This window comes from Stenotrophomonas sp. STEN033, from assembly GCF_056856655.1.
Map to the genome: position 1 here is coordinate 1 of NZ_JBXFWM010000053.1, position 23,165 is coordinate 23,165.

At 64.3% G+C, this 23,165-nt stretch carries 20 protein-coding genes; 6 read left to right on the forward strand and 14 right to left on the reverse strand.

Annotated elements, in window-relative coordinates; genetic code table 11:
- Positions 1 to 171: 171 nt before the first annotated feature.
- Positions 172 to 657, reverse strand: a complete 486-nt coding sequence (locus AC1VXC_RS15730; RefSeq protein ID WP_481539442.1) for a CYTH domain-containing protein — start codon at positions 655 to 657, stop codon at positions 172 to 174.
- 3 nt (positions 658 to 660) lie between these two features.
- A complete protein-coding gene (gene rlmD / locus AC1VXC_RS15735) occupies positions 661 to 2,001 on the reverse strand; it encodes a 23S rRNA (uracil(1939)-C(5))-methyltransferase RlmD (protein WP_312368874.1) in 1,341 nt (446 codons plus the stop codon).
- 124 nt (positions 2,002 to 2,125) lie between these two features.
- Here rlmD and AC1VXC_RS15740 point away from each other — a divergent pair, with 124 nt between their 5' ends.
- Positions 2,126 to 2,839: an Hpt domain-containing response regulator gene (locus AC1VXC_RS15740; RefSeq protein ID WP_313170629.1), complete on the forward strand. Its 714-nt coding sequence runs from the start codon at positions 2,126 to 2,128 to the stop codon at positions 2,837 to 2,839.
- 218 nt (positions 2,840 to 3,057) lie between these two features.
- On the opposite strand, the gene recO is transcribed toward AC1VXC_RS15740, so the two are convergent.
- The 9 genes from recO to rpoE form a co-directional block, all read right to left on the reverse strand.
- Positions 3,058 to 3,783 (reverse strand): DNA repair protein RecO, encoded by a 726-nt coding sequence (gene recO / locus AC1VXC_RS15745; protein ID WP_481539757.1) that lies wholly within the window; start codon positions 3,781 to 3,783, stop codon positions 3,058 to 3,060.
- A 241-nt stretch (positions 3,784 to 4,024) separates the two neighbouring features.
- Positions 4,025 to 4,927 carry a GTPase Era gene (era, locus tag AC1VXC_RS15750; RefSeq protein WP_313170626.1) on the reverse strand — a complete coding sequence of 301 codons (903 nt, stop codon included), beginning with the start codon at positions 4,925 to 4,927 and terminating at the stop codon, positions 4,025 to 4,027.
- Complete coding sequence (rnc, locus tag AC1VXC_RS15755) at positions 4,924 to 5,601, reverse strand: ribonuclease III (protein WP_313170625.1); 678 nt, start codon at positions 5,599 to 5,601, stop codon at positions 4,924 to 4,926. The genes era and rnc overlap by 4 nt, the downstream gene beginning before the upstream one ends.
- Positions 5,591 to 5,962: a DUF4845 domain-containing protein gene (locus AC1VXC_RS15760; RefSeq protein ID WP_313170624.1), complete on the reverse strand. Its 372-nt coding sequence runs from the start codon at positions 5,960 to 5,962 to the stop codon at positions 5,591 to 5,593. Before AC1VXC_RS15760 ends, rnc begins: the two co-directional genes overlap by 11 nt.
- 29 nt (positions 5,963 to 5,991) lie before the next feature.
- Entirely contained in the window at positions 5,992 to 6,795 is an 804-nt protein-coding gene (gene lepB, locus AC1VXC_RS15765; protein ID WP_313170622.1) for a signal peptidase I, read from the reverse strand.
- A 108-nt stretch (positions 6,796 to 6,903) separates the two neighbouring features.
- On the reverse strand, positions 6,904 to 8,694 hold the full coding sequence (gene lepA / locus AC1VXC_RS15770; protein WP_312913785.1) for a translation elongation factor 4: 1,791 nt from the start codon (positions 8,692 to 8,694) through the stop codon (positions 6,904 to 6,906).
- A 159-nt stretch (positions 8,695 to 8,853) separates the two neighbouring features.
- Positions 8,854 to 10,374, reverse strand: coding sequence for a DegQ family serine endoprotease (locus tag AC1VXC_RS15775; protein WP_313495512.1), 1,521 nt, complete (start codon positions 10,372 to 10,374; stop codon positions 8,854 to 8,856).
- 128 nt (positions 10,375 to 10,502) lie between these two features.
- Positions 10,503 to 11,399 carry a sigma-E factor negative regulatory protein gene (locus AC1VXC_RS15780; RefSeq protein WP_481527065.1) on the reverse strand — a complete coding sequence of 299 codons (897 nt, stop codon included), beginning with the start codon at positions 11,397 to 11,399 and terminating at the stop codon, positions 10,503 to 10,505.
- Positions 11,396 to 12,016 carry an RNA polymerase sigma factor RpoE gene (rpoE, locus tag AC1VXC_RS15785; protein WP_313170618.1) on the reverse strand — a complete coding sequence of 207 codons (621 nt, stop codon included), beginning with the start codon at positions 12,014 to 12,016 and terminating at the stop codon, positions 11,396 to 11,398. The genes AC1VXC_RS15780 and rpoE overlap by 4 nt, the downstream gene beginning before the upstream one ends.
- A 236-nt stretch (positions 12,017 to 12,252) precedes the next feature.
- On the opposite strand from rpoE, the gene AC1VXC_RS15790 reads away from it, so the two are divergent.
- Entirely contained in the window at positions 12,253 to 14,316 is a 2,064-nt protein-coding gene (locus AC1VXC_RS15790) for a 3-hydroxyacyl-CoA dehydrogenase NAD-binding domain-containing protein (protein WP_481527066.1), read from the forward strand.
- Positions 14,317 to 14,600: 284 nt separating this feature from the next.
- Here the strand turns inward: AC1VXC_RS15790 and AC1VXC_RS15795 are convergent, their stop codons facing one another.
- The 3 genes from AC1VXC_RS15795 to AC1VXC_RS15805 form a co-directional block, all read right to left on the reverse strand.
- The gene (locus AC1VXC_RS15795) at positions 14,601 to 15,575 is read right to left on the reverse strand and encodes a cation diffusion facilitator family transporter (protein WP_313170615.1); all 975 of its coding nucleotides are present in this window, start codon (positions 15,573 to 15,575) and stop codon (positions 14,601 to 14,603) included.
- 80 nt (positions 15,576 to 15,655) lie between these two features.
- Positions 15,656 to 16,462 (reverse strand): thiol:disulfide interchange protein DsbG, encoded by an 807-nt coding sequence (gene dsbG / locus AC1VXC_RS15800; protein ID WP_313170613.1) that lies wholly within the window; start codon positions 16,460 to 16,462, stop codon positions 15,656 to 15,658.
- Between the two features lie 23 nt (positions 16,463 to 16,485).
- Complete coding sequence (locus tag AC1VXC_RS15805) at positions 16,486 to 17,283, reverse strand: prolipoprotein diacylglyceryl transferase family protein (protein ID WP_313494302.1); 798 nt, start codon at positions 17,281 to 17,283, stop codon at positions 16,486 to 16,488.
- Positions 17,284 to 17,419: 136 nt separating this feature from the next.
- On the opposite strand from AC1VXC_RS15805, the gene AC1VXC_RS15810 reads away from it, so the two are divergent.
- The 4 genes from AC1VXC_RS15810 to adiC all read left to right on the forward strand — a co-directional run bounded on the left by AC1VXC_RS15810 (position 17,420) and on the right by adiC (position 23,156).
- The gene (locus tag AC1VXC_RS15810; RefSeq protein ID WP_481538972.1) at positions 17,420 to 18,853 is read left to right on the forward strand and encodes a GGDEF domain-containing protein; all 1,434 of its coding nucleotides are present in this window, start codon (positions 17,420 to 17,422) and stop codon (positions 18,851 to 18,853) included.
- A gap of 97 nt (positions 18,854 to 18,950) precedes the next feature.
- Positions 18,951 to 20,072, forward strand: a complete 1,122-nt coding sequence (locus AC1VXC_RS15815; RefSeq protein WP_481538973.1) for a metallophosphoesterase — start codon at positions 18,951 to 18,953, stop codon at positions 20,070 to 20,072.
- 210 nt (positions 20,073 to 20,282) lie between these two features.
- A complete protein-coding gene (locus tag AC1VXC_RS15820) occupies positions 20,283 to 21,701 on the forward strand; it encodes a DcaP family trimeric outer membrane transporter (RefSeq protein ID WP_481538974.1) in 1,419 nt (472 codons plus the stop codon).
- 105 nt (positions 21,702 to 21,806) lie between these two features.
- The gene (gene adiC, locus AC1VXC_RS15825; RefSeq protein ID WP_313170607.1) at positions 21,807 to 23,156 is read left to right on the forward strand and encodes an arginine/agmatine antiporter; all 1,350 of its coding nucleotides are present in this window, start codon (positions 21,807 to 21,809) and stop codon (positions 23,154 to 23,156) included.
- Positions 23,157 to 23,165 lie beyond the last annotated feature (9 nt).

Here is a 23,165-nt window from a genome sequence, read left to right on the forward strand (position 1 = left end):
CTGCCCCCCCCCCCACCTCCCTCCTCACCCACACACCAAACCACCCCCCCCCCCCCGCCCCCCCGGCCCCCCCCCCCCGCCCCCCCCCCCCCCCCCCCCCCCCCCCCCCCCCCCCACTACAGGGTTTGCTTGTTAAGCCCCTGCCGAGCATGGCTCGGCACTACGGGCACTTCACCACTGGTTGTACGGCTTCGATGCCAAGGCCAGGTTGTAATAACGCAGCTCGTCGGTGACTTCGGCGCCCGCCCAGTCCGGCTTGTCGAACACCTGGTCGGCGCTCTCCAGCTCCACTTCGGCCACCACCAGCCCGGCGTTGTCACCGAGGAACTCATCCACTTCCCACAGCAGGCCGCCGTGCTGCACCAGGTGGCGGCGCTTGTCGATCAGGCCACCGACGCACAACGCCAGCAGCTCGCGCGCCTCGTTCACCGGCACCGGGTACTCAAACTCCTGGCGGGTGTGGCCCAGCTCGCGCGACTTGATGTTCAGGTAGGCCGCCTCGCCCTGGATGCGCACCCGCACCGAGGCCTTCTGCGCGCCGCTGTCCATCGCCGCGATGTCATTGATGTAGCCCTGCGCCATCGGGACGACGGCGTGCGCAGCCGCACGCCAGCCATCGCCGGTCACCAGGAACTTGCGTTCGATCTCGATGCCCATCGCTTACTTCTTCTCGAAGACGGCAATGCTTTCCACGTGCGCGGTATGCGGGAACATATCCATCGCACCGGCCGACACCAGGGTGAAGCCCTGCTCGTTGACCAGGTAGCCGGCATCGCGGGCCAGCGAGCCCGGGTGGCAGCTGACATAGACGATGCGCTTGAACTGTTTCAGTGGCAACTGCTTCAGCACGTCAATCGCGCCCGAACGCGGCGGGTCGAGCAGCAGCTTGTCGAAGCCCTGCTTCATCCACGGCGCGTTGCTCTGGTCCTGGGTCAGGTCGGCGGCATGGAACTCGGCGTTGGCCAACCCGTTGCGCTGCGCGTTCTCGCGGGCGCGCGCCACCAGGCCGTCATCGCCTTCCACGCCCACCACTTCGCGCACGGTACGCGCCAGCGGCAAGGTGAAGTTGCCCAGCCCGCAGAACAGGTCGAGTACGCGCTCGTCGGCCTGGCCGTCCAGCAGGGCCAGCGCATGCGCGATCATCTTCTCGTTGAGCTTGGCATTGACCTGGATGAAATCCAGCGGACGGAACGCCAGCTCCACATCCCACTGCGGCAAGGCGAACGACAAAGCCACGCCTTCGGCCGGCCACAGCGGCGCCACCGTGTGCAGGCCACCGGACTGCAGGTAGATCGCAAAGCCATGCTCCTGGCCGAATGCGATCCAGGCCTGCTTGTCGGCATCGCTCAGCGGCTGCAGGTGGCGCACGGTCAGGGCGATGGCGGCATCACCGGCGATGAACTCGATCTGCGGGATATCACGCTTGCCGTCCAGGGTTTCGATGAACGCGGACAGCGCGCCGACCTTGCTGCCGATCTCCGGGATCACCGTAAAACACTGCGACAGGTCGGCGACGAAGCGCGGATCCAATTCGCGGAAACCCACCAGCGTCTTGTCCTTCTTCTCGACGCGACGCACCGAGAAGCGGCCCTTGCGGCGATAGCCCCAGCTGTCACCCACCAGCGCCGGCAACACCGTGCCCGGGCTGACATGGCCGATGCGGGTCAGGTTGTCGGTCAGCACCTGCTGCTTGGCCACGATCTGCTGCGACTCTTCCAGATGCTGCAGCACGCAGCCGGCGCAGACGCCGAAATGCGGGCAACGCGGCTGCACGCGATCCGGCGAGGCCTTCAGTACTTCTACCGTCTTGGCTTCGTCGAAATGCCGGCTTTTGGCGGTCTGTTCAGCCATCACCGTTTCACCCGGCAAGGCACCGCTGATGAAGGTGACCTTGCCACCCTCGCCTTCCCGGCGGGCAACGCCACGGCCATCGTGGCTGAGGTCGAGGATGTCGGTCTGGAACGGGGTTTTGTCTATGCGGGGGGATCTGGATCGGGCCACGTGGCAACAGGCTGCGGGCAAAAGGGCGGCCATTGTCGCAGATGCGCCACTGGAACACCCCGATGGCTTGCAGATCGCCACGCCCCCGCTAATATGCGGGTGACAGCTGACATGGAGGCAGCAGATGAATACGCATCACCAAGGAAACCCGCCGCGCCTGTTGCTGGTCGAGGATGACATGACCAGCCAAGGCTTCTTCCAGTTCGTGCTGGAATCGCTACCGGCCAAGGTTGATATCGCAGAATCCTGCGCCAGCGCGCTGCGCCTTGCACAGAACGGAAACTACGATCTGTGGCTGATCGACGTGAACCTGCCCGACGGCAACGGCGCCAGCCTGTTGCGCAGCCTGCATGAGCAGCACCCGCGCACCGTGGCACTGGCACACACCGCCGACACCAGCCTGGAGTTGCAGCACACATTGCAGCAGGCCGGATTCCAGGAGACCCTGGTCAAGCCCATCAGTCGCGATGCGCTGCTCAAATGCGTGCGCCGTGCGCTGGCCAAGGCACCTGCAAAAGCCGACGGGGTCATTGCCGATGCCGCACCGGACTGGGACGAATCGGCCGCGATGAGCGCATTGAACGGGCAACAGGCGCACGTGCGTGCATTGCGCGAGCTGTTCCTCTCCGAGCTGCCGGGCACGCGTGATGCGGTCAGTCATGCACTGGAAGAACACGACGATAAAACCCTGCACGCACAGCTGCACAAGCTGCAGGCCAGTTGCGGTTTTGTGGGAGCGTCGCGGCTGGCGTACGCGGTGCGCCAGCTGAATCACGATCCCGCATCCATGCAGGCACGACAGCAGTTCGGCAGCGCCGTCAGCGCTTTGCTGCGCTGATTGGATGTAGTGGACCGGCAAAGGGCGCACGGGTGGGTTGAGGGGAGCCTCTTGCCGAGCATGGCTCGGCACTACAGGGGTTGGGTTTTGTGTAAAGCCCCTGCCGAGCATGGCTCGGCACTACAGGGGTTGGGTTTTGTGTAAAGCCCCTGCCGAGCATGGCTCGGCACTACAGGGGCTGGATCTTGTGTAAAGCCCCTGCCGAGCATGGCTCGGCACTACGGGTGCGGACGGACGAGATCACCCAGCATTTCCCAGGACTTGAGCCCGCGCCCGCCCAGATGGTGCAGCAGCACCGCGCGCATCTGCAGACGCAGGCTGGCAACATCACTGTTGCCGGGGGCCTGGTCTTCGGCGAGGGCCAGCAGCGCGGTGCCAGTAGCCAACCCGCGCCGCTCGTTGCTGCCACGCTCGCTGAGCAGGCGCAGCGGCCCTTGCAGGGGGTCAAGCCGATAGCGTGCGGCCGGGTCGATCGGCTCACCGTCGGCGGCGCAACTCCAATCGAATCCAAAGCCCAGCGCATCCAGCAGGTCACGCTCGAAGCGGCGCAACGCCCAGGCCAAGCTGTCCACCTCCGGCAAACGCTGGCGCAGTTCGCCATAGGCTTCATACAGCTCCGGCAGCGGGTCCTGCCGCGGCGTCAGCCGCATCACCAGTTCGTTGATGTAGAACCCCGCCAGCATGGCGTGGCCGTGCAGCCGCGGCGCCACGTCCTGGCTTTCGGCCCGGCGCAGCTGCGCCAATTCACCGCTTTGCTGCGCGTCGAACCGGATCGCCTGCAGCGGCTGCAAGGCCGCGCGCAACGCCTGTTTCTTTGGCCCCTGCACACCGCGCGCCAGCAACCCCAGGCGGCCATGCTCCAGGCTCAACACTTCAACCAGCAGGCTGGTCTCGCGCCAGGGCCGGGCATGCAGCACGTAAGCGGGCTGGTCTTCGATGCGCATCTCAAGGCGGGGAGTCGGAAATGGAGAATCGGGAGTCGAAGCAGCCCTTCACCTTGAACAAGCCGGCTTCCTTCAGACGCCCTCGCGGGAAGCCATTGCTACGAAAGTGCGTCGTCGCAGCGTCGGCCTTCATCGCGCAACCTGACCTGTTACATGCCAACTAACAGCCGGGATCGCAAGCTGCAGCAGAACCAGGCCGTTTCCATTCCCGGTTCCCCACTCTTGATTCCCGGGTCAAGCCTTACTGCTCGCCGTATCCGAAAGCCTTCAGCGCCGCCTCGTCATCCGACCAGCCCTCACGCACGCGCACCCAGGTCTCCAGGAACACCTTGGCACCAAACAGACGCTCCATCTGCAGGCGCGCCTTGCCACCGATATCCTTCAAACGGGTGCCGCCCTTGCCAATGACAATCGCCTTCTGGCCTTCGCGCTCGACCCAGATCACCGCGCCGATGCGCAGCAGCGCGCCGTCTTCGGCGAAGCGTTCGATTTCCACGGTGGTGGCATACGGCAGCTCTTCGCCCAGCTGGCGCATCAACTGCTCGCGGACCAGCTCGCCTGCGAGGAAGCGCTGGCTGCGGTCGGTGATTTCATCTTCGCCAAACATCGGCGGGCCTTCCGGCACCAGCCCGATCAGGTCACGCACCAGCGCATCCAGGCCGTTGCGCTTCAGCGCCGAAATCGGGTGCACGGCGGCGAACTCGCGACCGACGGTGATTTCCTGCAGGAACGGCAGCAGCGCGCCCTTGTCCTTGAGCCGGTCAACCTTGTTGACGATCAGCACGACCGGCACGCCGGCGTCGCTCAGCACATTGAACGCCAAGGTGTCTTCTTCGTCCCAGCGTCCGGCTTCGATCACCAGCAGGCCAACATCCACGCCTTCCAGCGAGGCGCGCGCGGCACGGTTCATCACCCGGTTCATCGCGCGCTTCTGCTGGCGATGCAATCCAGGGGTGTCGACCAGCACCAGTTGGCCTTCCGGATAGGTGGCGATGCCCAGCAGGCGGTGACGGGTGGTCTGCGGGCGGTTGGAGACGATGCTGACCTTGGCGCCGACCAGGGCGTTGGTCAGGGTCGACTTGCCGACATTGGGGCGGCCGATGACCGCGACGCTGCCACAGCGATGAGAGGAGGTGTCGTTCACTTGGAATCCAGTTGCTCTATTGCGGCAGCTGCCGCCTGTTGTTCGGCCAGCCGTCGCGACGTGCCTTCGCCTTCGGTCGTTACGGCAGGGTCAGCCACGCAACAGCGCACATGGAAGTGCTTGGCGTGGTCGTCGCCGGTCTCCGATACCAGCTCGTATACCGGCAAGGGTTTCTGCCGGGCCTGCAACCATTCCTGCAGGCGGGTCTTGGGATCTTTCTCGGGCTTGCCGACCGGCACTGCCGACAGCGAGGCCTCGAACCACGGCATTATGCGCGCGCGACAGGCTTCGAAACCGGCATCCAGGTAAATGGCGGCGACCACCGCCTCGACGGTGTCGGCCAGAATCGAATCGCGGCGGTGGCCGCCGGACTTCATTTCGCCCGGGCCCAGCGTCAAGCGCTCGCCCAGCTCCAGGCTGCGCGCGATCACCGCCAGTGCAGCCTCGCAGACCAGGGCCGAGCGGGCACGGGTCAGCGCGCCTTCGTCGGCCTTCGGCCAACGCGTGAACAGCGCTTCGGCGATCAACATGTTGACGATGCTGTCGCCAAGGAACTCCAGGCGCTCGTTGTGCGGCGCACCGGCACTGCGATGGGTCAGGGCCTGCTTCAGCAAACCCTGATCCTTGAATGAGTGACCGATCAGGTCACCCCGTTGGAACGTTCTAGTCAACACTGCTTCCAGTCAATTCCTGCGAATTCTCGAAGTTGCCGACGATGTCCAGGTTGGCCACCAGCGGACGGCGTACTTCGTACTTTACGTTCATGCGGACGCCGCCTTCGATACGTTCGAACTTGATGTCGTCACGCGTCACCGACTCGGAGCTGTTGATGTCCATGCGCTTGAAGAACAATTCCAGCGCCTTGTTCGGATCCGAACTGCCCGGTTCCTTGGCCAGCGACTTCATCGACGTCTTGACCGCGTAGAACTCCTGGTACATCGGGAACAACTTCATGCCGATATACAGCGCGAAACCGACCACCGCCAATACCATCAGGAACGAGGTCAGGGTCATACCTGCTTGCTTGTGCTTCATTGCGATCTCCCCAGAAACGCGTTGTCCACTCATTGAATGCCCGTCCCGATACGTGACGGTTCGAAACTACCCTTGCAGAACCAGCCTTCACAGTTCAGCCAGATCAGGAACGCCTTGCCGCGCAGATTCTCTTCCGGCAGGAAGTGCGTCTGGGTCCAGAAGCGACTGTCCTCGCTGTTGTCGCGATTGTCACCCATCACGAAGTAATGGCCATCCGGCACCACCCAGTCACCCTGGCCGCGCGGGTCGGCACGCCCCAGCAGCTCCAGCACCGTATGGCTGCGGCCCGGCAACTGCTCGGTCAACAGCGAGGCACCGGTCATTTCCGCGCCACGCCCCTTGCCGACGTACTCGCCACGGTCTTCGTAGACCATCGGCACCCCGTTGATCGACAAGGTATCGCCGTGGAAGCCGATGCGGTCGCCCGGCAGGCCGATCACGCGCTTGATCCAGTTCTGGTCCGGTGCATGCGGCGGCTTGAACACCACCACGTCGCCGCGCTTGGGCTCGGCCACCGGGATGATCTTGGTGTTGGTGATGGGCAGGCGGAAGCCGTAGGAGAACTTGTTGACCAGGATGAAATCGCCGATCAACAGGTTGGGCATCATCGAGCTGGAGGGGATCTTGTACGGCTCGGCGACAAAGCTGCGCAGGATCAGCACCACCGCCAGTACCGGGAAGAACGCACGCGAGTAGTCCACCACCACCGGCTCTTCGCTGTCCAGCAGGCTGGCTCTTTCGGCGCGGCGCTTGCGCAGGTACAGCTTGTCCAGCAGCAGCACCAGGCCCGAACCCAGGGTCAGCACTACCAGGATGATTTCAAACCATTTCATTCATGTTCCTTCGGAATGGGAATGGGGAATGGGGAGCAGGCAATCGCGCAGTCCAAAGCGGGTCCGCTCTGCCATTACGATTGCCCATTCCCTACTCTCGATTCACTGTTACTTGTCCATCTGCAGCACAGCAAGGAAGGCTTCCTGCGGAATCTCCACACGGCCCACCTGCTTCATGCGCTTCTTGCCTTCCTTCTGCTTCTCCAACAGCTTCTTCTTGCGCGAAACGTCGCCACCATAGCACTTGGCCAGCACGTTCTTGCGCATGGCCTTGACCGTGGTGCGGGCGATGATCTGTGCGCCGATCGCGGCCTGGATGGCCACGTCGAACATCTGCCGGGGGATCAGGTCCTTCATCTTCTCGCACAGCTCGCGGCCGCGGCGATCGGCGTGGCTGCGGTGGGCGATCAGCGACAGGGCGTCAACCTTGTCACCGTTGATCAGCACGTCCAGGCGCACGAACGGGCCGGCCTCGAAGCGCACGAAGTGGTATTCCAGCGAGGCGTAGCCACGGCTGACCGACTTGAGCTTGTCAAAGAAGTCCAGCACCACTTCGGCCATCGGCAGCTCATAGCTGATCTGCACCTGGCTACCCATGTAGTTGATGCCGATCTGGGTGCCACGCTTCTCTTCGCACAGCTTGATGATGCTGCCGATGTAGTCCTCGGGGGTGAGGATGTTGGCGCGGATGATCGGCTCGCGGATCTCTTCGACCTGGTTGACCGGCGGCAGCTTGGCCGGGTTGTCCATCATCACGATGGTGCCGTCGCTCTTGAGCACCTCGTAGATCACCGTCGGCGCGGTGCTGATCAGGTCGAGGTTGTATTCGCGCTCCAGGCGCTCCTGCACGATCTCCATGTGCAGCATGCCAAGGAAGCCGCAACGGAAGCCGAAGCCCATCGCCTCGGAGCTTTCCGGCTCGAAGCGCAGCGCGGCGTCATTCAGGCGCAGCTTGTCGAGGGCTTCGCGCAGGTCCGGATAGTCCTCGGCATCGACCGGGAACAGGCCGGCGAACACGCGCGGCTGCATTTCCTGGAAGCCGGGCAGCGGCTCGGCGGCGGGATCGGCCTGCAGGGTCAGGGTGTCGCCGACCGGCGCACCGTGCACGTCCTTGATGCTGGCGTTGATCCAGCCCACTTCACCGGCACGCAGCGCAGGCATTTCCTTGCGCTTGGGGGTAAAGACGCCGACCTTGTCGACCAGATGCCAACGGCCGGTGGACATGACCTGGATCTTGTCGCCGGCCTTGATCTGGCCCTGCATCACGCGCACCAGCGAGACCACGCCCAGGTAGTTGTCGAACCAGGAGTCGATGATCAACGCCTGCAGCTTGTCACTGCCACGGTCGGCCGGCGGCGGGATGCGGTGCACGATGGCTTCCAGCACCTCCTCCATGTTCAGGCCGGTCTTGGCGCTGACCGCAACCGCGTCGGAGGCATCGATGCCGATCACGGCCTCGATCTCGGCCTTGGCGCGATCGGTATCGGCGGTGGGCAGGTCGATCTTGTTCAGCACCGGCACCACTTCCAGACCCTGCTCGATGGCCGTATAGCAGTTGGCGACCGACTGTGCTTCCACGCCCTGGGCCGCATCCACCACCAGCAGCGCGCCTTCGCAGGCGGCCAGCGAGCGGCTGACTTCATAGGAGAAGTCGACGTGGCCGGGGGTATCGATGAAGTTCAGGAAGTAGGTCTGGCCATTGCGGGCCGTATACGGCACCGACACCGACTGCGACTTGATCGTGATACCACGCTCGCGCTCGATGGGGTTGTTGTCCAGGACCTGCGCTTCCATTTCGCGCGCGGTCAAGCCGCCACACAACTGGATGATGCGGTCGGCCAGGGTGGACTTGCCGTGGTCGACGTGGGCAATGATGGAGAAGTTGCGGATCATCCGCATCGAATCATGTGACATAGGTGGCGGCGGCGGCGCTGCGTCGTCAGGATAACGGGGCATTATCGCACGCCGGAGCCAAGCCCCGCACAGGGTTTGGCCGGCAGCTGAACGAAAGGAGCCGCCCGAAGGCGGCTCCTGTAGGCATGGCAAGGCCTGGCGGGCTTATTCGCCGGCGCGGACCGGAACGAAGGCGCTGTTGGCACCGGCGCGGACCAGCAACATGACCACGTCGCCCTTCTTGTAACCGGCCAACTCCCTGTTCAGGGCGGCAACGCTACCGACCGGGGCACGCCCGACCTGCAGCACCACCATCCCCGGGGCCAGGCGCGCCTCGCGGCCGGACTGGCTGTTGACGCCGGTGATGCGCACGCCCTCGCCCGACTCCAGGCCAAGCTGACGACGCTCGGCGGCCGTCAGATCAGCCACTTCCAGCCCCAGCAGGGCATTGGCACCGGCCTGCGGCTTGGCGTCATCGCCAGCGGCAGCGGTGTTACCCGGGCGCGCCGCATCCTCGGCCAGCTCGCTCAGGGTCACGGTGATATCGCGCGGCTTGCCATCACGCAGGATGCTCATCCGCACCTTGCTGCCCGGCGGCATCGCGCCAATCATCGGCGGCAGCTCGCTGGAGGTATTGATCTCGGTGCCATTGACCGCACGGATCACGTCACCCACCTCGATACCCGCCTTGGCCGCCGCACTGTCGGGCACCATCTGGTTGACCAGCGCACCGCGGCTGTCAGGCAGCTTGAAGCCCTGCGCGATGTCGCTGGTCACCTCGCCGACCATCACGCCTAACTGGCCACGGCTGACCTTGCCGGTCTTCTTGATCTGTTCGACCGCATTCATCGCCAGATCGATCGGGATCGCGAAACTGATGCCCATATAGCCGCCGGAGGCGGAGAAAATCTGCGAATTGATGCCAACCACTTCGCCGCGCGTATTCAGCAGGGGACCACCGGAGTTGCCCTGGTTGATCGCCACGTCAGTCTGGATGAACGGCACATAGCGCTGCTCGTTGCCACCGGTATTGCGGCCCAGCGCACTGACGATGCCGGCGGTGACCGAGTGGTCCAGACCAAATGGCGAGCCGATCGCCACCACCCACTGGCCCGGCTTGAGCGAGTTGGAATCGCCTACACGCACGGTCGGCAGGTTCTTGGCCTCGACCTTCAACAACGCCACGTCGTACTGGGCATCACTGCCGACCACCTTGGCAGTGAACTCGCGGCGATCGCTCAAGGTGATCTTGACCGACTCGGCACCGTCGATGACGTGGTGGTTGGTCAGCACATAGCCGTCATTGGAGATGATGAAGCCCGAACCCATGCTGCGCCCGCGCGGACCGCTGTCCGGCCCTTGCTGACCCGGCCCCGGCATCTGGAAATCCGGACCGAAGAAGCGGCGGAAGAACTCCGGCATCTGGTCCATGTCCGGGCCCTGCTGGGCAGCGCGCGGGTTGCGGCGGGCGCCGATCACGGTATCGACCTTGACCACGCCCGGGCCGACCTGGTCGACCAGTTGGGTGAAGTCAGGCAGGCCCTGCACCAGCTGCGGCGCGGGGGCGGCGCGGGTAGCGGCTACCTGCGCGGCCGGCGCATCCGGAGCCGGGCTCTGCGCGCAGGCCACCAACGGCAGGGTCATCGCCAGCAGGCCAAATACCTTGTTTTGGATACGTGGGGTCATCAGCTTCGAGCCTCCAATTCAGTCAAAGCGGGAAAGAACAGCCAAGCCCGGTACGCCCAACCACAGCGCACAAACCTGGAATCCGGGGAAAACCGGCCGTCCTGAGGCGGACGACCGGCAAGCAACACTCACTGACGCGGCAACAGCCTGCGCGACTCGGCATCGTCGGCACCCTGTGCCGGCATGCGCGGTTCAAACGGATAGAACGTCGCCCCACCCTGCTCCTGCGCAGGGAAACTTGCGTTGAGCGCCCCCTGCGACAGCGATGGTGCCACGGTCGAGCGTGGCCATGGCCGCGCGTGCAGCACCCCATTGCCGGTGGCAAACGGGTCCTGGCGCAACGCCGGGGTTGCCGGCAGCACCGGTGCGGAAGCAATCGCCCGCTGCGGCTCGGCCAGGCGCGCGGTACCGGCCCGCGCTGCCTGCTGGGTGCGGGTCGCGCTGCCCCGGCGGGCAGCGGCGTCCTGGCGCCGGGTCACGGCGGCAGCAACCGCCGGTGCGGCCGCAACCAGACCAGCAACATTGCCGGCATCCGCCGCGGTGGGGGCCGACGGCTGTGCGGGTGCCGGAGCAACTTCCGCCGTGGTCGCGATGACCGGCGTGGGCGCGTTGGTTTCCGGCAGCTGTTCGCGGGCCATGAACAAGGCCACCGCAGCCACCGAGGCCGCCAGGGCGGCACCGCCGCCCCAACGCCGCCAGCCAGTTCGGGCTGCGCGCTGTTGGGCAGGTGCGGCAACTATTGGCCCATTCTGGCGGGCATCGGCGTCCACCGCCTGACGGACCCGCGCAGTGAAATCCAAGGGAGCCGGTGCGCAGGCCTGGCCGCGCATCACGTCGCCCAGGACCTGCCAACGCTCCTGGCAGGCCGAAAGCTCGCTGTCGTGCTCCAGGCGGCGCAGCATGAAGCGCGCCTCATCGGCGGCCAGCTCACCATCCACCAGCGCGGACAGTTGCTGGCGATAGTGCTGTTCAAACTTGTCCGGCGCAGCACCGGCCGACACCGGGTTACGGTCTTGCGTGCTCATACGCGACTCCGTTCACGGGTAGCGCTGGGAGTATCCAGCAAGGGACGCAGCTGTGCGTCGATGGCCTCGCGGGCACGGAAGATCCGCGACCGCACCGTGCCGATCGGGCATCCCATTTTCTGCGCGATATCCTCGTAACTCATGCCTTCCACCTCTCGCAACGTAATGGCTGAGCGCAGCTCTTCGGGCAACGCATCAACCGCCTTCATCACGGTTTGTTCCAGTTCCTGGCGCATCAACTCACGTTCGGGCGTGTCGTTGTCGCGCAGGCGGACCCCACTGTCGAACTGCTCGGCGTCACCGATCTCGATGTCGTCGGTGGGGGGGCGCCGGTTGTGTGCTGCCAGGTAGTTTTTTGCGGTATTCACTGCGATCCGATGCAACCAGGTATAGAACTGGGCGTCGCCACGGAAGTTCCCGAGCGCACGGTAAGCGCGCACGAAAGTGTCCTGGGCCACGTCCTGACATTCACTCCAGTCGGCGATGTAGCGCCCGATCAACGCGATGATCCGATGCTGGTACTTGCGTACCAACACATCGAACGCCGCGCTTTCGCCGCGCTGCACACGCCGGACCAGCTCCAGGTCCAGCTCCTGCGGTGTTTCAACCTCGGCCATAACGGGCCGCACTCCTGTCAGCCCAACCGACGTCGGGCAATAAGACCGCTGTTCGCGGCAAAAGTTCAGCACCCTGTCCCAGCGGTACCGCACCAGCTTTTAACTCCCGTTCGGCTAACCTGCAGGGGCGCTGACCAGATAAGCACAACACACTTCCTGACATTGGGATTTGACGGCAGGGAAACAACCTCTGGATCATAGCGGTCTTCTCCATACACAACCGGATGGAACGTCCCATGCTCTCAGGCTTCGACGGGCTCCGCTTCAATCATTGGCAAACCGAGCTGCGCGAGGATGGCGTGGCAGTGCTCAGCCTCGACCGCAAGGACAGCCCGGTCAATGCCATGTCGCAGGACGTGCTGCTGGAACTGGGCGACATCGTCGAGCGCCTGGCCATCGACCCGCCCAAGGGCGTGGTGGTGCGCTCGACCAAGGCGGCCGGCTTCATCGCTGGCGCCGACCTGAAGGAATTCCAGGAATTCGACCGCCGCGGCACCGTCAATGACGCCATCCGTCGTGGCCAGAGCGTCTACCAGAAGCTGGCCGAGCTGCCCTGCCCCACGGTCGCCGCGATCCACGGCCACTGCCTGGGCGGCGGCACCGAGCTGGCGCTGGCCTGCCGTTATCGCGTGGCCTCCAACGATCAATCCACCCGTATCGGCCTGCCCGAGACCCAGTTGGGCATCTTCCCGGGCTGGGGCGGCAGTGCACGCCTGCCACAGCTGGTCGGTGCGCCGGCGGCGATGGACATGATGCTGACCGGCCGCACCTTGTCGGCTTCGGCCGCCCGTGCGATCGGCCTGGTCGACAAGGTCGCCGCCCCGGCGGTGCTGGTCGATGCGGCGGTCGCATTGCTGCAGACCGGCGTGACCCGCCCGTTCAAGCAGCGCGCCACTGCCTGGGCCACCAATACCTTCCTGGCCCGCAAGATCCTCGCCCCGCAGATGGCCAAGCAGGTCGCGCGCAAGGCCAAGAAGGACCAGTACCCGGCGCCCTATGCGCTGATCAGCACCTGGGAACGCAGCGGTGGCAGCCCGATCCAGAAGCGTCTGGACGCCGAGCGCCGTGCCGTGGTCAAGCTGGCCAGCAGCCCGACCGCACGCAACCTGATCCGCATCTTCTTCCTCACCGAACGGCTCAAGGGCCTGGGCGGCAAGGATTCGGGCATCAAGCACGTGCACGTGGTCGGTGCCGGCGTGATGGGCGGCGATATTGCTGCCTGGGCCGCCTACAAGGGCTTCAACGTGACCCTGCAGGACCGCGAGCAGCGCTTCATCGACCCGGCCATGACCCGCGCGCAGGCGCTGTTCGACAAGAAGGTGCGCGATGAGAGCAAGCGCCCGGAAGTGGCCGCGCGGCTGAAGGCCGATCTTGCCGGTGACGGTGTTGCCGATGCCGATCTGGTGATCGAAGCCATCATCGAGAACCCGGAAGCCAAGCGTGCGCTGTACCAGACGCTGGAGCCGAAGATGAAGGCCGACGCGCTGCTGACCACCAACACCTCCTCGATCCCGCTGGTCGAGTTGCGTGACCATATCCAGCGCCCGGCGCAGTTTGCCGGCCTGCATTACTTCAACCCGGTTGCACAGATGCCGTTGGTGGAAATCATCCACCACGACGGCATGGCGCCGGAAACCGAGAAGCGTCTGGCTGCGTTCTGCAAGGCGCTGGGCAAGTTCCCGGTGCCGGTGGCCGGCACGCCCGGCTTCCTGGTCAACCGCGTGCTGTTCCCGTACATGCTGGAAGCGGCCACCGCCTATGCCGAAGGCATCCCCGGCCCGGTGATCGACAAGGCCGCGGTCAAGTTCGGCATGCCGATGGGCCCGATCGAACTGCTGGATACGGTGGGCCTGGACGTGGCCGCTGGCGTGGGCAAGGAGCTGGCACCGTTCCTGGGCCTGCAGATCCCGGCCGCACTGGCGACCGTCGAGCCGAACAAGCGCGGCAAGAAGGACGGCCAGGGCATCTACAAGTGGGAGAACGGTCGCGCGGTGAAGCCGGAAGTGGCCAAGGACTACCAGCCACCGTCGGACCTGGAAGACCGCCTGATCCTGCCGCTGCTCAACGAAGCCGTCGCCTGCCTGCATGACGGCGTGGTCGCCGATGCCGACCTGCTCGATGCCGGGGTGATCTTCGGCACCGGTTTCGCCCCGTTCCGTGGCGGCCCGATCCAGCATATCCGCGCTACCGGCGCCGATGCCCTGGTTGAGAAGCTGAAGACCCTGCAGGCCCGCCATGGCGACCGTTTTGCGCCGCGCCAAGGCTGGGAGATGCCGGAGCTGCGTGAACCGGTGATTTGAGTTCTTGCCGGTTGATTGAATGAAAAACGGAGCCGAAAGGCTCCGTTTTTTTTCACCTGTAGTGCCGAGCCATGCTCGGCAGTAGCCTTACCGGCACGCGCATCAGGCTGTGGGAGCGGCGTCAGCCGCGAAGCCACAGATCAATCAGATTGCAGTTGTTCCGGCAATTCCAGCAATGCCAGCTTCGCGGCTTACGCCGCTCCCACAACCAACAACCAACAACCAACAAAGAAGGCTGATGGATCAGCGGCAAAGCCCCTGCCGAGCATGGCTCGGCACTACCTCTAGCGGTGCACATGGCCGTGATGGCCCTGATCATCCGGCCCGTGCGCATGGCCTTCATGATCATCATGACCGCCACCCGCCTTCTTGTCCGCACAATCATCACCGCAGTGATCCGCTTCAACCTGCACCGTCACATGATCGATATCAAACCGCTCATGCAGCAGGTCCGCCAGCTGTCGACGCAATACATCCGGCGCCTGACCGTCATGCATCACCACGTGCACGGTCAAGGCCGGGGTGCTCGATGCCAGCGCCCACACATGCAGGTCATGGATACCGGCTACACCAGCGTGCCCGCGTAGCGCTGCCTCGATATCAGCCAGCACCACCCCCTTCGGCACGCCCTCCAGCAACACATTGATCGCATCGCGCAACAGCACCCAGGTACGCGGCAGCACCCACAGGCCGATCAGCACGGCCAGGATCGGATCGACCAGGGTCCAACCGGTGAAGTGGATGATCAGGCCGCCGGCAATCACCGCCACCGAGCCAAGCATGTCGCTCCACACTTCCAGGTAGGCGCCCTTGACGTTGAGGCTTTCACCGCTGCCAGCACTGAGCAGGCGCATCGCGATCAGGTTCACCACCAGGCCGAATGCAGCCACCCACATCATGCCGGTGGAGGCGATCGCCTGCGGCTGCTGGAAGCGCTGCACGGCCTCGAACAGGATGTAGATGCCCACGCCGAACAACAGCAGGCCGTTGGCTACCGCACCCAAGGCCTCCAACCGCGCATAACCGTAAGTGCGTTTGGCATCGGGCGGACGCCGGCTCAGGCGAACGGCGGTCAACGCGATCATCAGGCCGATCGCATCGGTTGCCATGTGCGCGGCATCGGACAACAGCGCCAGGCTGTTGGTCCAGAAAGCGCCGATGACTTCCACCACCAGATAGGCGGTGGTCAGGCCCAATGCCCACCACAGCGGTTTCTCGTGGCGGATTTCGCTGGGCAGATGGTTGTGGTCGTGACTCATGGCTGGCTCCTCATAGCGGGGCCAGCTTAGTCAGCCACTGGCGGCGGAGACTATTACATCGCCGCCGCCCGGTTCAGTGATCAGCGTGGTCCGAGCACCGTCTGCATGTCATCGCCCTGCGGCATGCCCGAACGCATCTGCACCGTGCCGTCGGCATCCTTGAACAGGATGCCCGGCGTGCCCTGGAAGCCCAGATCCAGCATCAAGGCCTCATTGGCACGCAGCTTGGCCTGCACCGCCGCCGGTACCGTCGCCAGCGGCTTGATGCCGCCCTTGGCGAAATCACGCTCGTTCTGGATCAGCGCCTGCTCCGGTGAGGCTGCGCCCAGAATCGCGGCGGCTTTGTTGGCACTGTCCTCGCGGATCACGCCGACCAGGATCTGCCGGATCTGCACCTTGCCTGCGGCCACCCATGGCTGCGCCGCTTCCCAGAAACGGTTGCAATACGGGCAGTTCGGGTCGCTGAAGGAATAGATGACGCGCGGCGCATCGGCCTTGCCATCGCGCACCCAATGGCTGGCTTCCACCTTGGCCCAGGCCTGCTGGCCCATCGGCCCGGACACCAGCTCCTTGAGCTTGGCGGCGCTGACGTCCTCACCCTTGGCGTTGACCAGGGTGCCAACCACCGCGTACTCGCCGTCCTTGGATACATACACGCCCAGCGGACGCTGGCCAGCGACGCCGGCATAGCCGGTCAGGCCAACCGGTGTTTCGAACGTGCCCATGAACTCAACACCCTGCGAACGCAGGGTTTTCACCACGGCCGGCTCATTGACCGCAGCCGGCTTGGCGGCCGTCGCAGCCGGGGCACTGGCGGTCTGTGCGCAGGCCAGCGGCGCCAGCGTCATGGCGGACAACAACAGCAACATCGAACGGGAACGCATCATCGTGTGTCTCTTTCAGGAAAGGGTTATTGCATTTCGCGCAGACGCGCTTCCAAGGTGGCGCGCGACAGCTCGCCCATGTGCACATTGCGCAGGCGCCCATCGGCGCCGAAGAACAACGTTGTCGGCAATGCGCGGGCGCCGGTCTGCTGCATCACGCGCGACTCGGCATCCAGCAGCACGTTGTCCAACTGCATGTTCTCGGCACGCAAATAATCGGCGACTTCATCGCGGCTTTCGCCCTGATTGGCGAACACGAACTGCACCTGCGGGTGCGCCTGCTGCGCCTGTGCCAGCACCGGCATCTCGCGCCGGCACGGGCCACACCAGGTCGCCCAAAGATTGATCACGGTTGGCTTGCCAGCGAAAGCAGCCAACGGTGCCGGCCTGTCCTGCAGATCAACCAGCACCGCATCCGGCAACGGAATCGACGAGCGCTGCACTGCAAACAGCGCCATGCCGCCGATTGCCCACAGCGCAGCGCCAGCGGCCAGACCCAGCAACACCGGCTTGCGCAGGACGCGTTGGCGAGTTTTCCACAGCGCGTAGGCGGCGGCGACCAGCAGGCCGGCCCAGATCGAATAGCCACCATCGCCCAGCCGAATGATGGAGAGCGGCTGTGCCAGGTAATCGCCGGCATGCAGCGCCACATGCGCCAGGCGTGCGCCAAGCAAACCCAGCAGAAACGCATCCAGCACAACCGCACCAGCGCGGCTGCGCATCCCATCGGCGGCAGGTGCCAATGCGCGCGCGAAGAACCAGCCAATCGCCAGTGCCAGCACAGCAACCAGCGCCATCAGCGGAAATGGACCGGCGCTGATCATCCCGCCAACCCGATACTGCCCAACACAAGCAAACTTGAACAAACAGTGAATTCAACTATCAACACAAAGTCCTCAAAAACCTGTTGTTGCTGCCGATAATAATCGGCTGCCTCTTGGCACTTTACTGGTCGTACGCATGAATATCGCTCCCGCACCACCCCCTGACACCGACAGCAGCGCTCTGGCCGATGCCTGGAAACAATGCCTCGACGCCGCCGGTGTCCAGGCGAGCCAGATCCTCGCGGGCCTGGCCGACGCGCATGCCGCTGAACTGGCCGCGCATTTTTACAAGGTCATGATGAACGACGCGCGTGCCTCACGCTCGATGTCACATGATCAGGTGCGGGTACGACTGCAGCCGGCCATGCAGCGCTGGGTCAGGGACCTGCTGCGCGCCACATCCGACAACGTCGAGCAGTTGATCGCCAACCAGCGTGTCATCGGCGATGTGCATGCACGCGTGGGCATCCCGGTAGACCTTGTTACCCGTGGCACCCGCGTGCTGAAGCAACGCCTGTTCCAACTGATCGGCGAGCAGGCCGGACACGGCGAGGCCGCACACACCGCCATTGCCAGCCTCACCGCATCGTTCGACATCGCGCTGGAGGGTATGACACTGGCCTATTCCAACGCACGGGAACGTTCCTCACGCACGGATGCCGCCTACCGGCTGTTCTCGCTGGTACAGAATGTGAGCACCGAGCGCGAACGCCAGCGCGCCCTGCTGCTGGATTGGGAAAACACGCTCCTGTATGCGTTGGCAGCGCAGGGCGACCTGGGCAGCTTCCAGACCCTGGCGCGTTCCGAGTTCGGCCTTTGGTTCAACCACAAGGGCATTCCCAGCTTTGGCGAGAGCTCCGAAACCCGCCAGATCAGCGGTCTGATCCAAGACGTCGACCAATTGCTGCAGCACACCCTGCAGCAGGACAGCGATCCGGCCGCGCGTACCGCGCAGCTGCAGGACGTGCGCTCCAAGGTCAGCCAGATCCGCACCTTGCTGGGCATGTTGTTCGAGCGCATCGGCGAGCTGGATGCCGGCTGCGATGCCTTGACCAATCTGCTCAACCGACGCTTCCTGCCCACCGTGCTGCGCCGCGAGATCGAACTGGCGGAGAAGTCTGGCGACAGCTTCGCCGTATTGCTGCTGGACCTGGATCACTTCAAGGCCATCAACGACGAACACGGCCACGAAGCCGGCGATCGCTCACTGCAACACGTTGCCGGCATCCTCAGCCAGTTCACCCGTGGCAGCGACTATGTATTCCGCTACGGCGGCGAAGAATTCGTCGTCGTACTGGTGGCGGTGGAAGAACGCCAGGCCATGGTGATTGCCGATGGCCTGTGCCGACGCCTGGTCGATACGCCAGTCACCCTTGCAGATGGCCAGCTCCTGCCCATCAGCGCCAGCATCGGCGTTGCCTTGTATGACGGCCACCCCGACTACGAGCGGGTGATGGCACGTGCCGACGCCGCCATGTACCAGGCCAAGAAGCAGGGCCGCAATCGCGTCGTACTGGGCAGCGATGCCTTGCCCGCCGCCCCGGGCCGCACCGCTTTGCGTCGCGACTGAGCAGCAGCCAATACCAACCGATAGCACATGCTGCCGGGGCAACGACCGCATAGGCTGCAGGCGGGTGCAACCGGTCACCCGTCTTTGGAATCCTGCCATGCCCCTCCTCCGCGTCTTGCTCATCCTGCTGCTGTGCAGTGCCCTGCCCGCTCTGGATGCCAATGCCCGCGAGGTCCCGCAGCCAGCGGCGCATGTGCAGGCCGATGGCCCCTATGTGTTCCGCGATGGCAAGCGTGTACGGGCGCAATGGATCTGCGACGACCAGGTGATTTCGCGGAGGATAAGGGCGAGGCGCGACATCTCTCGTGCTGTCGCGCCGGATTGCGGCTATCCGCATCCCTTGCATATCACCCCACTCGCCACTCCAGCCGCCGCGGTACTGCCCGCGGTGCCGCGCATCGTCGCCGTCTCCGACATCCACGGCCAATACGCGCTGCTGCAGCGGCTGCTGCGCGCCAACGGCGTGATCAATGACGAAGACAACTGGGCATTGGGCAAGGACACCCTGGTCGTCGCTGGCGACGTATTCGACCGTGGTCCACAGGTCACCGAAGCCTTCTGGTTGCTCTACAGCCTGCAGCAGCAAGCGGCACAGGCCGGCGGCGCAGTCCATTTCGTGCTCGGCAACCACGAAACCATGGTTCTGTATGACGACCTGCGCTACGTCAATCCCAAGTACCTGCGCAGTGCCCAGCTGCTCGGCCGCAGCTATCCGCAGCTGTATGGCGCCGACTCGGTGATCGGGCAATGGCTGCGCACCCGCCCGGTGCTGCTGCGCATCGGCGATACATTGTTCCTGCACGGCGGCATCTCGCCCGACGCACTGCAACTCGCACTCGATCCAGCGGCCACCAACGCCGCTTACCAGGCCTCGCTGGGTCGGCCCAAGGCGGAGGTGAAGGCAGATCCGGTCACTGCACCGCTGTACGACGGCAAGACCAGTCCGATCTGGTACCGCGGCTATTTCAACGGCCAGCTGGATACAACCGGCGTGCAGGGAGTGCTCGACCGACTGGGACTCACCCGCATCGTGGTCGGCCACACGTCGATGCCACATGTCAGCAGTTTCCACGGTGATCGCATCATCGCCATCGACAGCAGCATCAAGGACGGCGAGAACGGTGAGTTGCTGTTCATCGAGGATGGAAAACTCAGCCGCGGCCTGTTGGATGGCCGCCGCGTGCCGTTGGAAATCGGCCGCGTCGAAAGCGAAGACTAAATCGCTACCCGCGTCAGGTACGTGCCGTTTATGACATAAGGTTTCATCCTAAATTCACGTAGCCATAACCCCGCCTCGACCATGGTAAATGGGCAGGCTTCACGCAGGCATGAGGGAGGCATCCAGCGCGTCGCCACGTGGGCAATCGGTGAAATGGCGGCTGGGATCCGTCCCGGCCGTGAGAGGTGTTTTTTCTCCACGGAACAGGCGATGAAACCACTGACGCTGGCCACATTGTTGCCACTTGCGTTGTTGCCCTGCGCGGCGAGCGCGCAGGACTCCGTCGCCGCACTGCGTGCGGAGATCGTCCAGGCGCAGCAACACCTGCAATCACTCAATGCACGGCTTGATGCGCTTGAGCAGGGCCAGGCCAATCCAGCCCCAACCTCCACGGTTCCGGCAGCACGGGCTACCGTTTCATCATCAACGACGGCACCCCCGCGTAACAAGGCAGCGCCGCCGGCCCAGACCATCCTGCCCGCCCGTGATTCGGTTGCCGACCCTTCCACCGCCGCCTCGCGCCCGGACAACGCACCTTCGCCAAACGACCCCGAACTGAAGGGTTTCATTGCCATTCCCGGCACCGACACCATGATCCGACTCGGTGGCTACGCCAAGCTCGATGCGATTGCAGACCGTCGCGCCGCCGGTGACACCGAGCAGTTCATTCCCTCATCAATCCCGGTCGACAGCCCGCATCGCGATGTCTCGCACTTCGGGATGCATGCCAAGCAGACCCGTTTCAGCTTCGAGGCACGGCGCCCGACCACACACGGCAAGCTGCGCTTCTATCTGGAGAACGATTTCTTCGGCAGCAGCGACAGTTACCAGTTCCGCCTGCGCCACGCCTATGGCCAGCTGGGCAATACCTATGCCGGCTACGGCTACTCCACCTTCATGGATGCAGACTCCCTGCCGGACACCCTGGATTTTGCCGGCCCCGGCGCGGCCGCATACCTGCTGGTAGCCGGCATCCACCACAGCTTTGCGCTGGGCAAGGGCAACAGCTTGACCGTGGCCGCGGAAGACCCGGATTCGCAACTGGCAAATACCGGGGACAGCGACAGCAGCACCGAGCACCTGCCCGATGTCAGCCTGATCGCCCGCATGGAACGCGACTGGGGGCACCTGCAGCTTGGCGCGGTGCTGCGCAGCCTCGGCTACGACGGCGATGGCCGCAGCGACCGCACGTTCGGCGGCGGCGTGCAGCTGAGCGGCTCCTACGCCGTGGCCGAACGCGACCTGCTGTTGTTCGGCCTGATCGGCGGCAAGGGCATCAGCCGCTATACCGCGGACCTGACTGGCTCCAACCTGGATGCAGCCATTGACGCCGACGGCCGGCTGAAGGCGCTGCCGCTGCGCGGTGGCTTCTTCGGCTACACCCACTACTGGTCGGACCTGTGGCGCTCCAACCTGATCTATGGACAGCTGCAGATCGACAGCGCTGACGCACTGGCCAGCGACGCCTTCCGTCGCAGCCGCTACGCCGCACTGAATCTGCTATGGAGCCCAGCACCATCCTGGACCATGGGCATGGAACTGCTATACGGCCAACAGCAACTGCAGGACGGCCGCGATGCGGACACGCTGCGCCTGCAGGGCAGCCTGCAATACAACTTCATCAAGTAGCAGGCAGCCGACGCCCGCACAAGCCATGTGCAGCTCGCCACCCAACGATTCACGCAATGCCCTTCCCATCGAATTACCCGGTGCAGCCGGCGAAAGGAGATAGTCATGGCAGGTCAGAAGAAAATCGGGGTCGTTGGCGCGACCTTCCTGGTGGCAGGCAACATGATGGGCTCAGGCGTCTTCCTGCTGCCTTCCAGCCTGGCAAAGATCGGCACCGCCTCGATCTGGGGCTGGCTGGTCACCACCGCCGGCGCGCTGTTGTTGGCCTTTGTATTCGCAAAACTCGGCAAGCTCGCGCCAAAGGCAGGCGGCCCCTATGCCTATGCGCGTGACTGGTTCGGCCCATACATGGGTTTCCAGACCAACACCATCTACTGGTTCGCCAATTGGATCGGCAACGTTGCCATTCCCATTGCCGCGGTGGGCTACTTCAGCTACTTCTTCCCGATCCTGTCCGAACCGCTGCCACGCTGCATCGCGGTGCTGCTGCTGGTGTGGGCCCTGAGCTTCGCCAACGTCATCGGCCCCTCCTTCGTCAGCCGCGTACAGACGGTGACCACCAGCTTTGCGTTGGTGCCGATTCTTGGCATTGCCATCTTCGGCTGGTTCTACTTCGACCCCACCATCTTCAAGGGCGCCTACAACGTTTCCGGCCAATCCAACTTCGGTGCGGTATCCAGCGCCGCTGCATTGACCTTGTGGGCCTTCATCGGCGTGGAGTCGGCCTCGGTCACCGCAGGTGTCGTGGAGAACCCGGAGAAGAACGTGGCGCGCGCAACCCTGGCAGGCGTTTTCCTCGCCGCGATTGCCTACATCGCCAGCTCCTCGGTAATCATGGGCATGGTGCCCAACGCCGACCTGCAGGTATCGGATGCACCGTTTGCACTGGCAGCGGCCACCGCGGTCGGCGGCTGGGGCGGCGCGCTGGTCAGTCTGTGCGCCTTCCTCGGTGCAGCTGGCTCGTTGGGCGGTTGGATCCTGTTGACCGCGCAAAGCGCCAAGGCAGCCTCCGATGACGGTTTGTTTCCCAGCGTCTTCAGCAAGATCAACAAGGATGAAGTACCGGTCAAGGGCGTGTTGATCGTTGCCGTGCTGATGACGATTGCGGTGCTGATCACATCGACCTCGGAGACCGCGTCCGCCCAGTTCGACGTGATCACGTCCGCGGCGGTGGTATTGACCTTGCTGCCTTACATCTATTCCTGCGTGGCGTGCTACTTCGTGGTGGAACGCTCGCATACCATCGCCCACACCGGTGCGTTCTGGGTACTGACCAGCATCACCGTCGTCTACTGCCTGTGGGCCATCTATGGCTCCTCCGGCAGCATCGTCCAGTACGCCTTCCTGTTCGTACTGTTCATCACCGTGTTCTATCCATTCTTCAGCGATGAGCGCCGCAAGCAGCGCCTGGCCAAATTCACTCCGACTGGCACCGCCCGTGCCAGCACGAACTGATCCCCCGCT

Bases quoted from the DNA above. Each gene is read 5' to 3' on its own strand.
- AC1VXC_RS15820 (WP_481538974.1), top strand. From the start codon at position 20,283: ATGAAACCACTGACGCTGGCCACATTGTTGCCACTTGCGTTGTTGCCC.
- adiC (WP_313170607.1), top strand. From the start codon at position 21,807: ATGGCAGGTCAGAAGAAAATCGGGGTCGTTGGCGCGACCTTCCTGGTG.
- AC1VXC_RS15790 (WP_481527066.1), top strand. From the start codon at position 12,253: ATGCTCTCAGGCTTCGACGGGCTCCGCTTCAATCATTGGCAAACCGAG.
- AC1VXC_RS15810 (WP_481538972.1), top strand. From the start codon at position 17,420: ATGAATATCGCTCCCGCACCACCCCCTGACACCGACAGCAGCGCTCTG.
- AC1VXC_RS15795 (WP_313170615.1), bottom strand. From the start codon at position 15,575: ATGAGTCACGACCACAACCATCTGCCCAGCGAAATCCGCCACGAGAAA.
- AC1VXC_RS15775 (WP_313495512.1), bottom strand. From the start codon at position 10,374: ATGACCCCACGTATCCAAAACAAGGTATTTGGCCTGCTGGCGATGACC.
- AC1VXC_RS15780 (WP_481527065.1), bottom strand. From the start codon at position 11,399: ATGAGCACGCAAGACCGTAACCCGGTGTCGGCCGGTGCTGCGCCGGAC.
- recO (WP_481539757.1), bottom strand. From the start codon at position 3,783: ATGCGCATCGAAGACCAGCCCGCTTACGTGCTGCATGCCCGGCCCTGG.
- AC1VXC_RS15805 (WP_313494302.1), bottom strand. From the start codon at position 17,283: ATGATCAGCGCCGGTCCATTTCCGCTGATGGCGCTGGTTGCTGTGCTG.
- lepA (WP_312913785.1), bottom strand. From the start codon at position 8,694: ATGCGGATGATCCGCAACTTCTCCATCATTGCCCACGTCGACCACGGC.
- AC1VXC_RS15740 (WP_313170629.1), top strand. From the start codon at position 2,126: ATGAATACGCATCACCAAGGAAACCCGCCGCGCCTGTTGCTGGTCGAG.
- AC1VXC_RS15760 (WP_313170624.1), bottom strand. From the start codon at position 5,962: ATGAAGCACAAGCAAGCAGGTATGACCCTGACCTCGTTCCTGATGGTA.
- AC1VXC_RS15815 (WP_481538973.1), top strand. From the start codon at position 18,951: ATGCCCCTCCTCCGCGTCTTGCTCATCCTGCTGCTGTGCAGTGCCCTG.
- rpoE (WP_313170618.1), bottom strand. From the start codon at position 12,016: ATGGCCGAGGTTGAAACACCGCAGGAGCTGGACCTGGAGCTGGTCCGG.
- dsbG (WP_313170613.1), bottom strand. From the start codon at position 16,462: ATGATGCGTTCCCGTTCGATGTTGCTGTTGTTGTCCGCCATGACGCTG.
- AC1VXC_RS15730 (WP_481539442.1), bottom strand. From the start codon at position 657: ATGGGCATCGAGATCGAACGCAAGTTCCTGGTGACCGGCGATGGCTGG.
- lepB (WP_313170622.1), bottom strand. From the start codon at position 6,795: ATGAAATGGTTTGAAATCATCCTGGTAGTGCTGACCCTGGGTTCGGGC.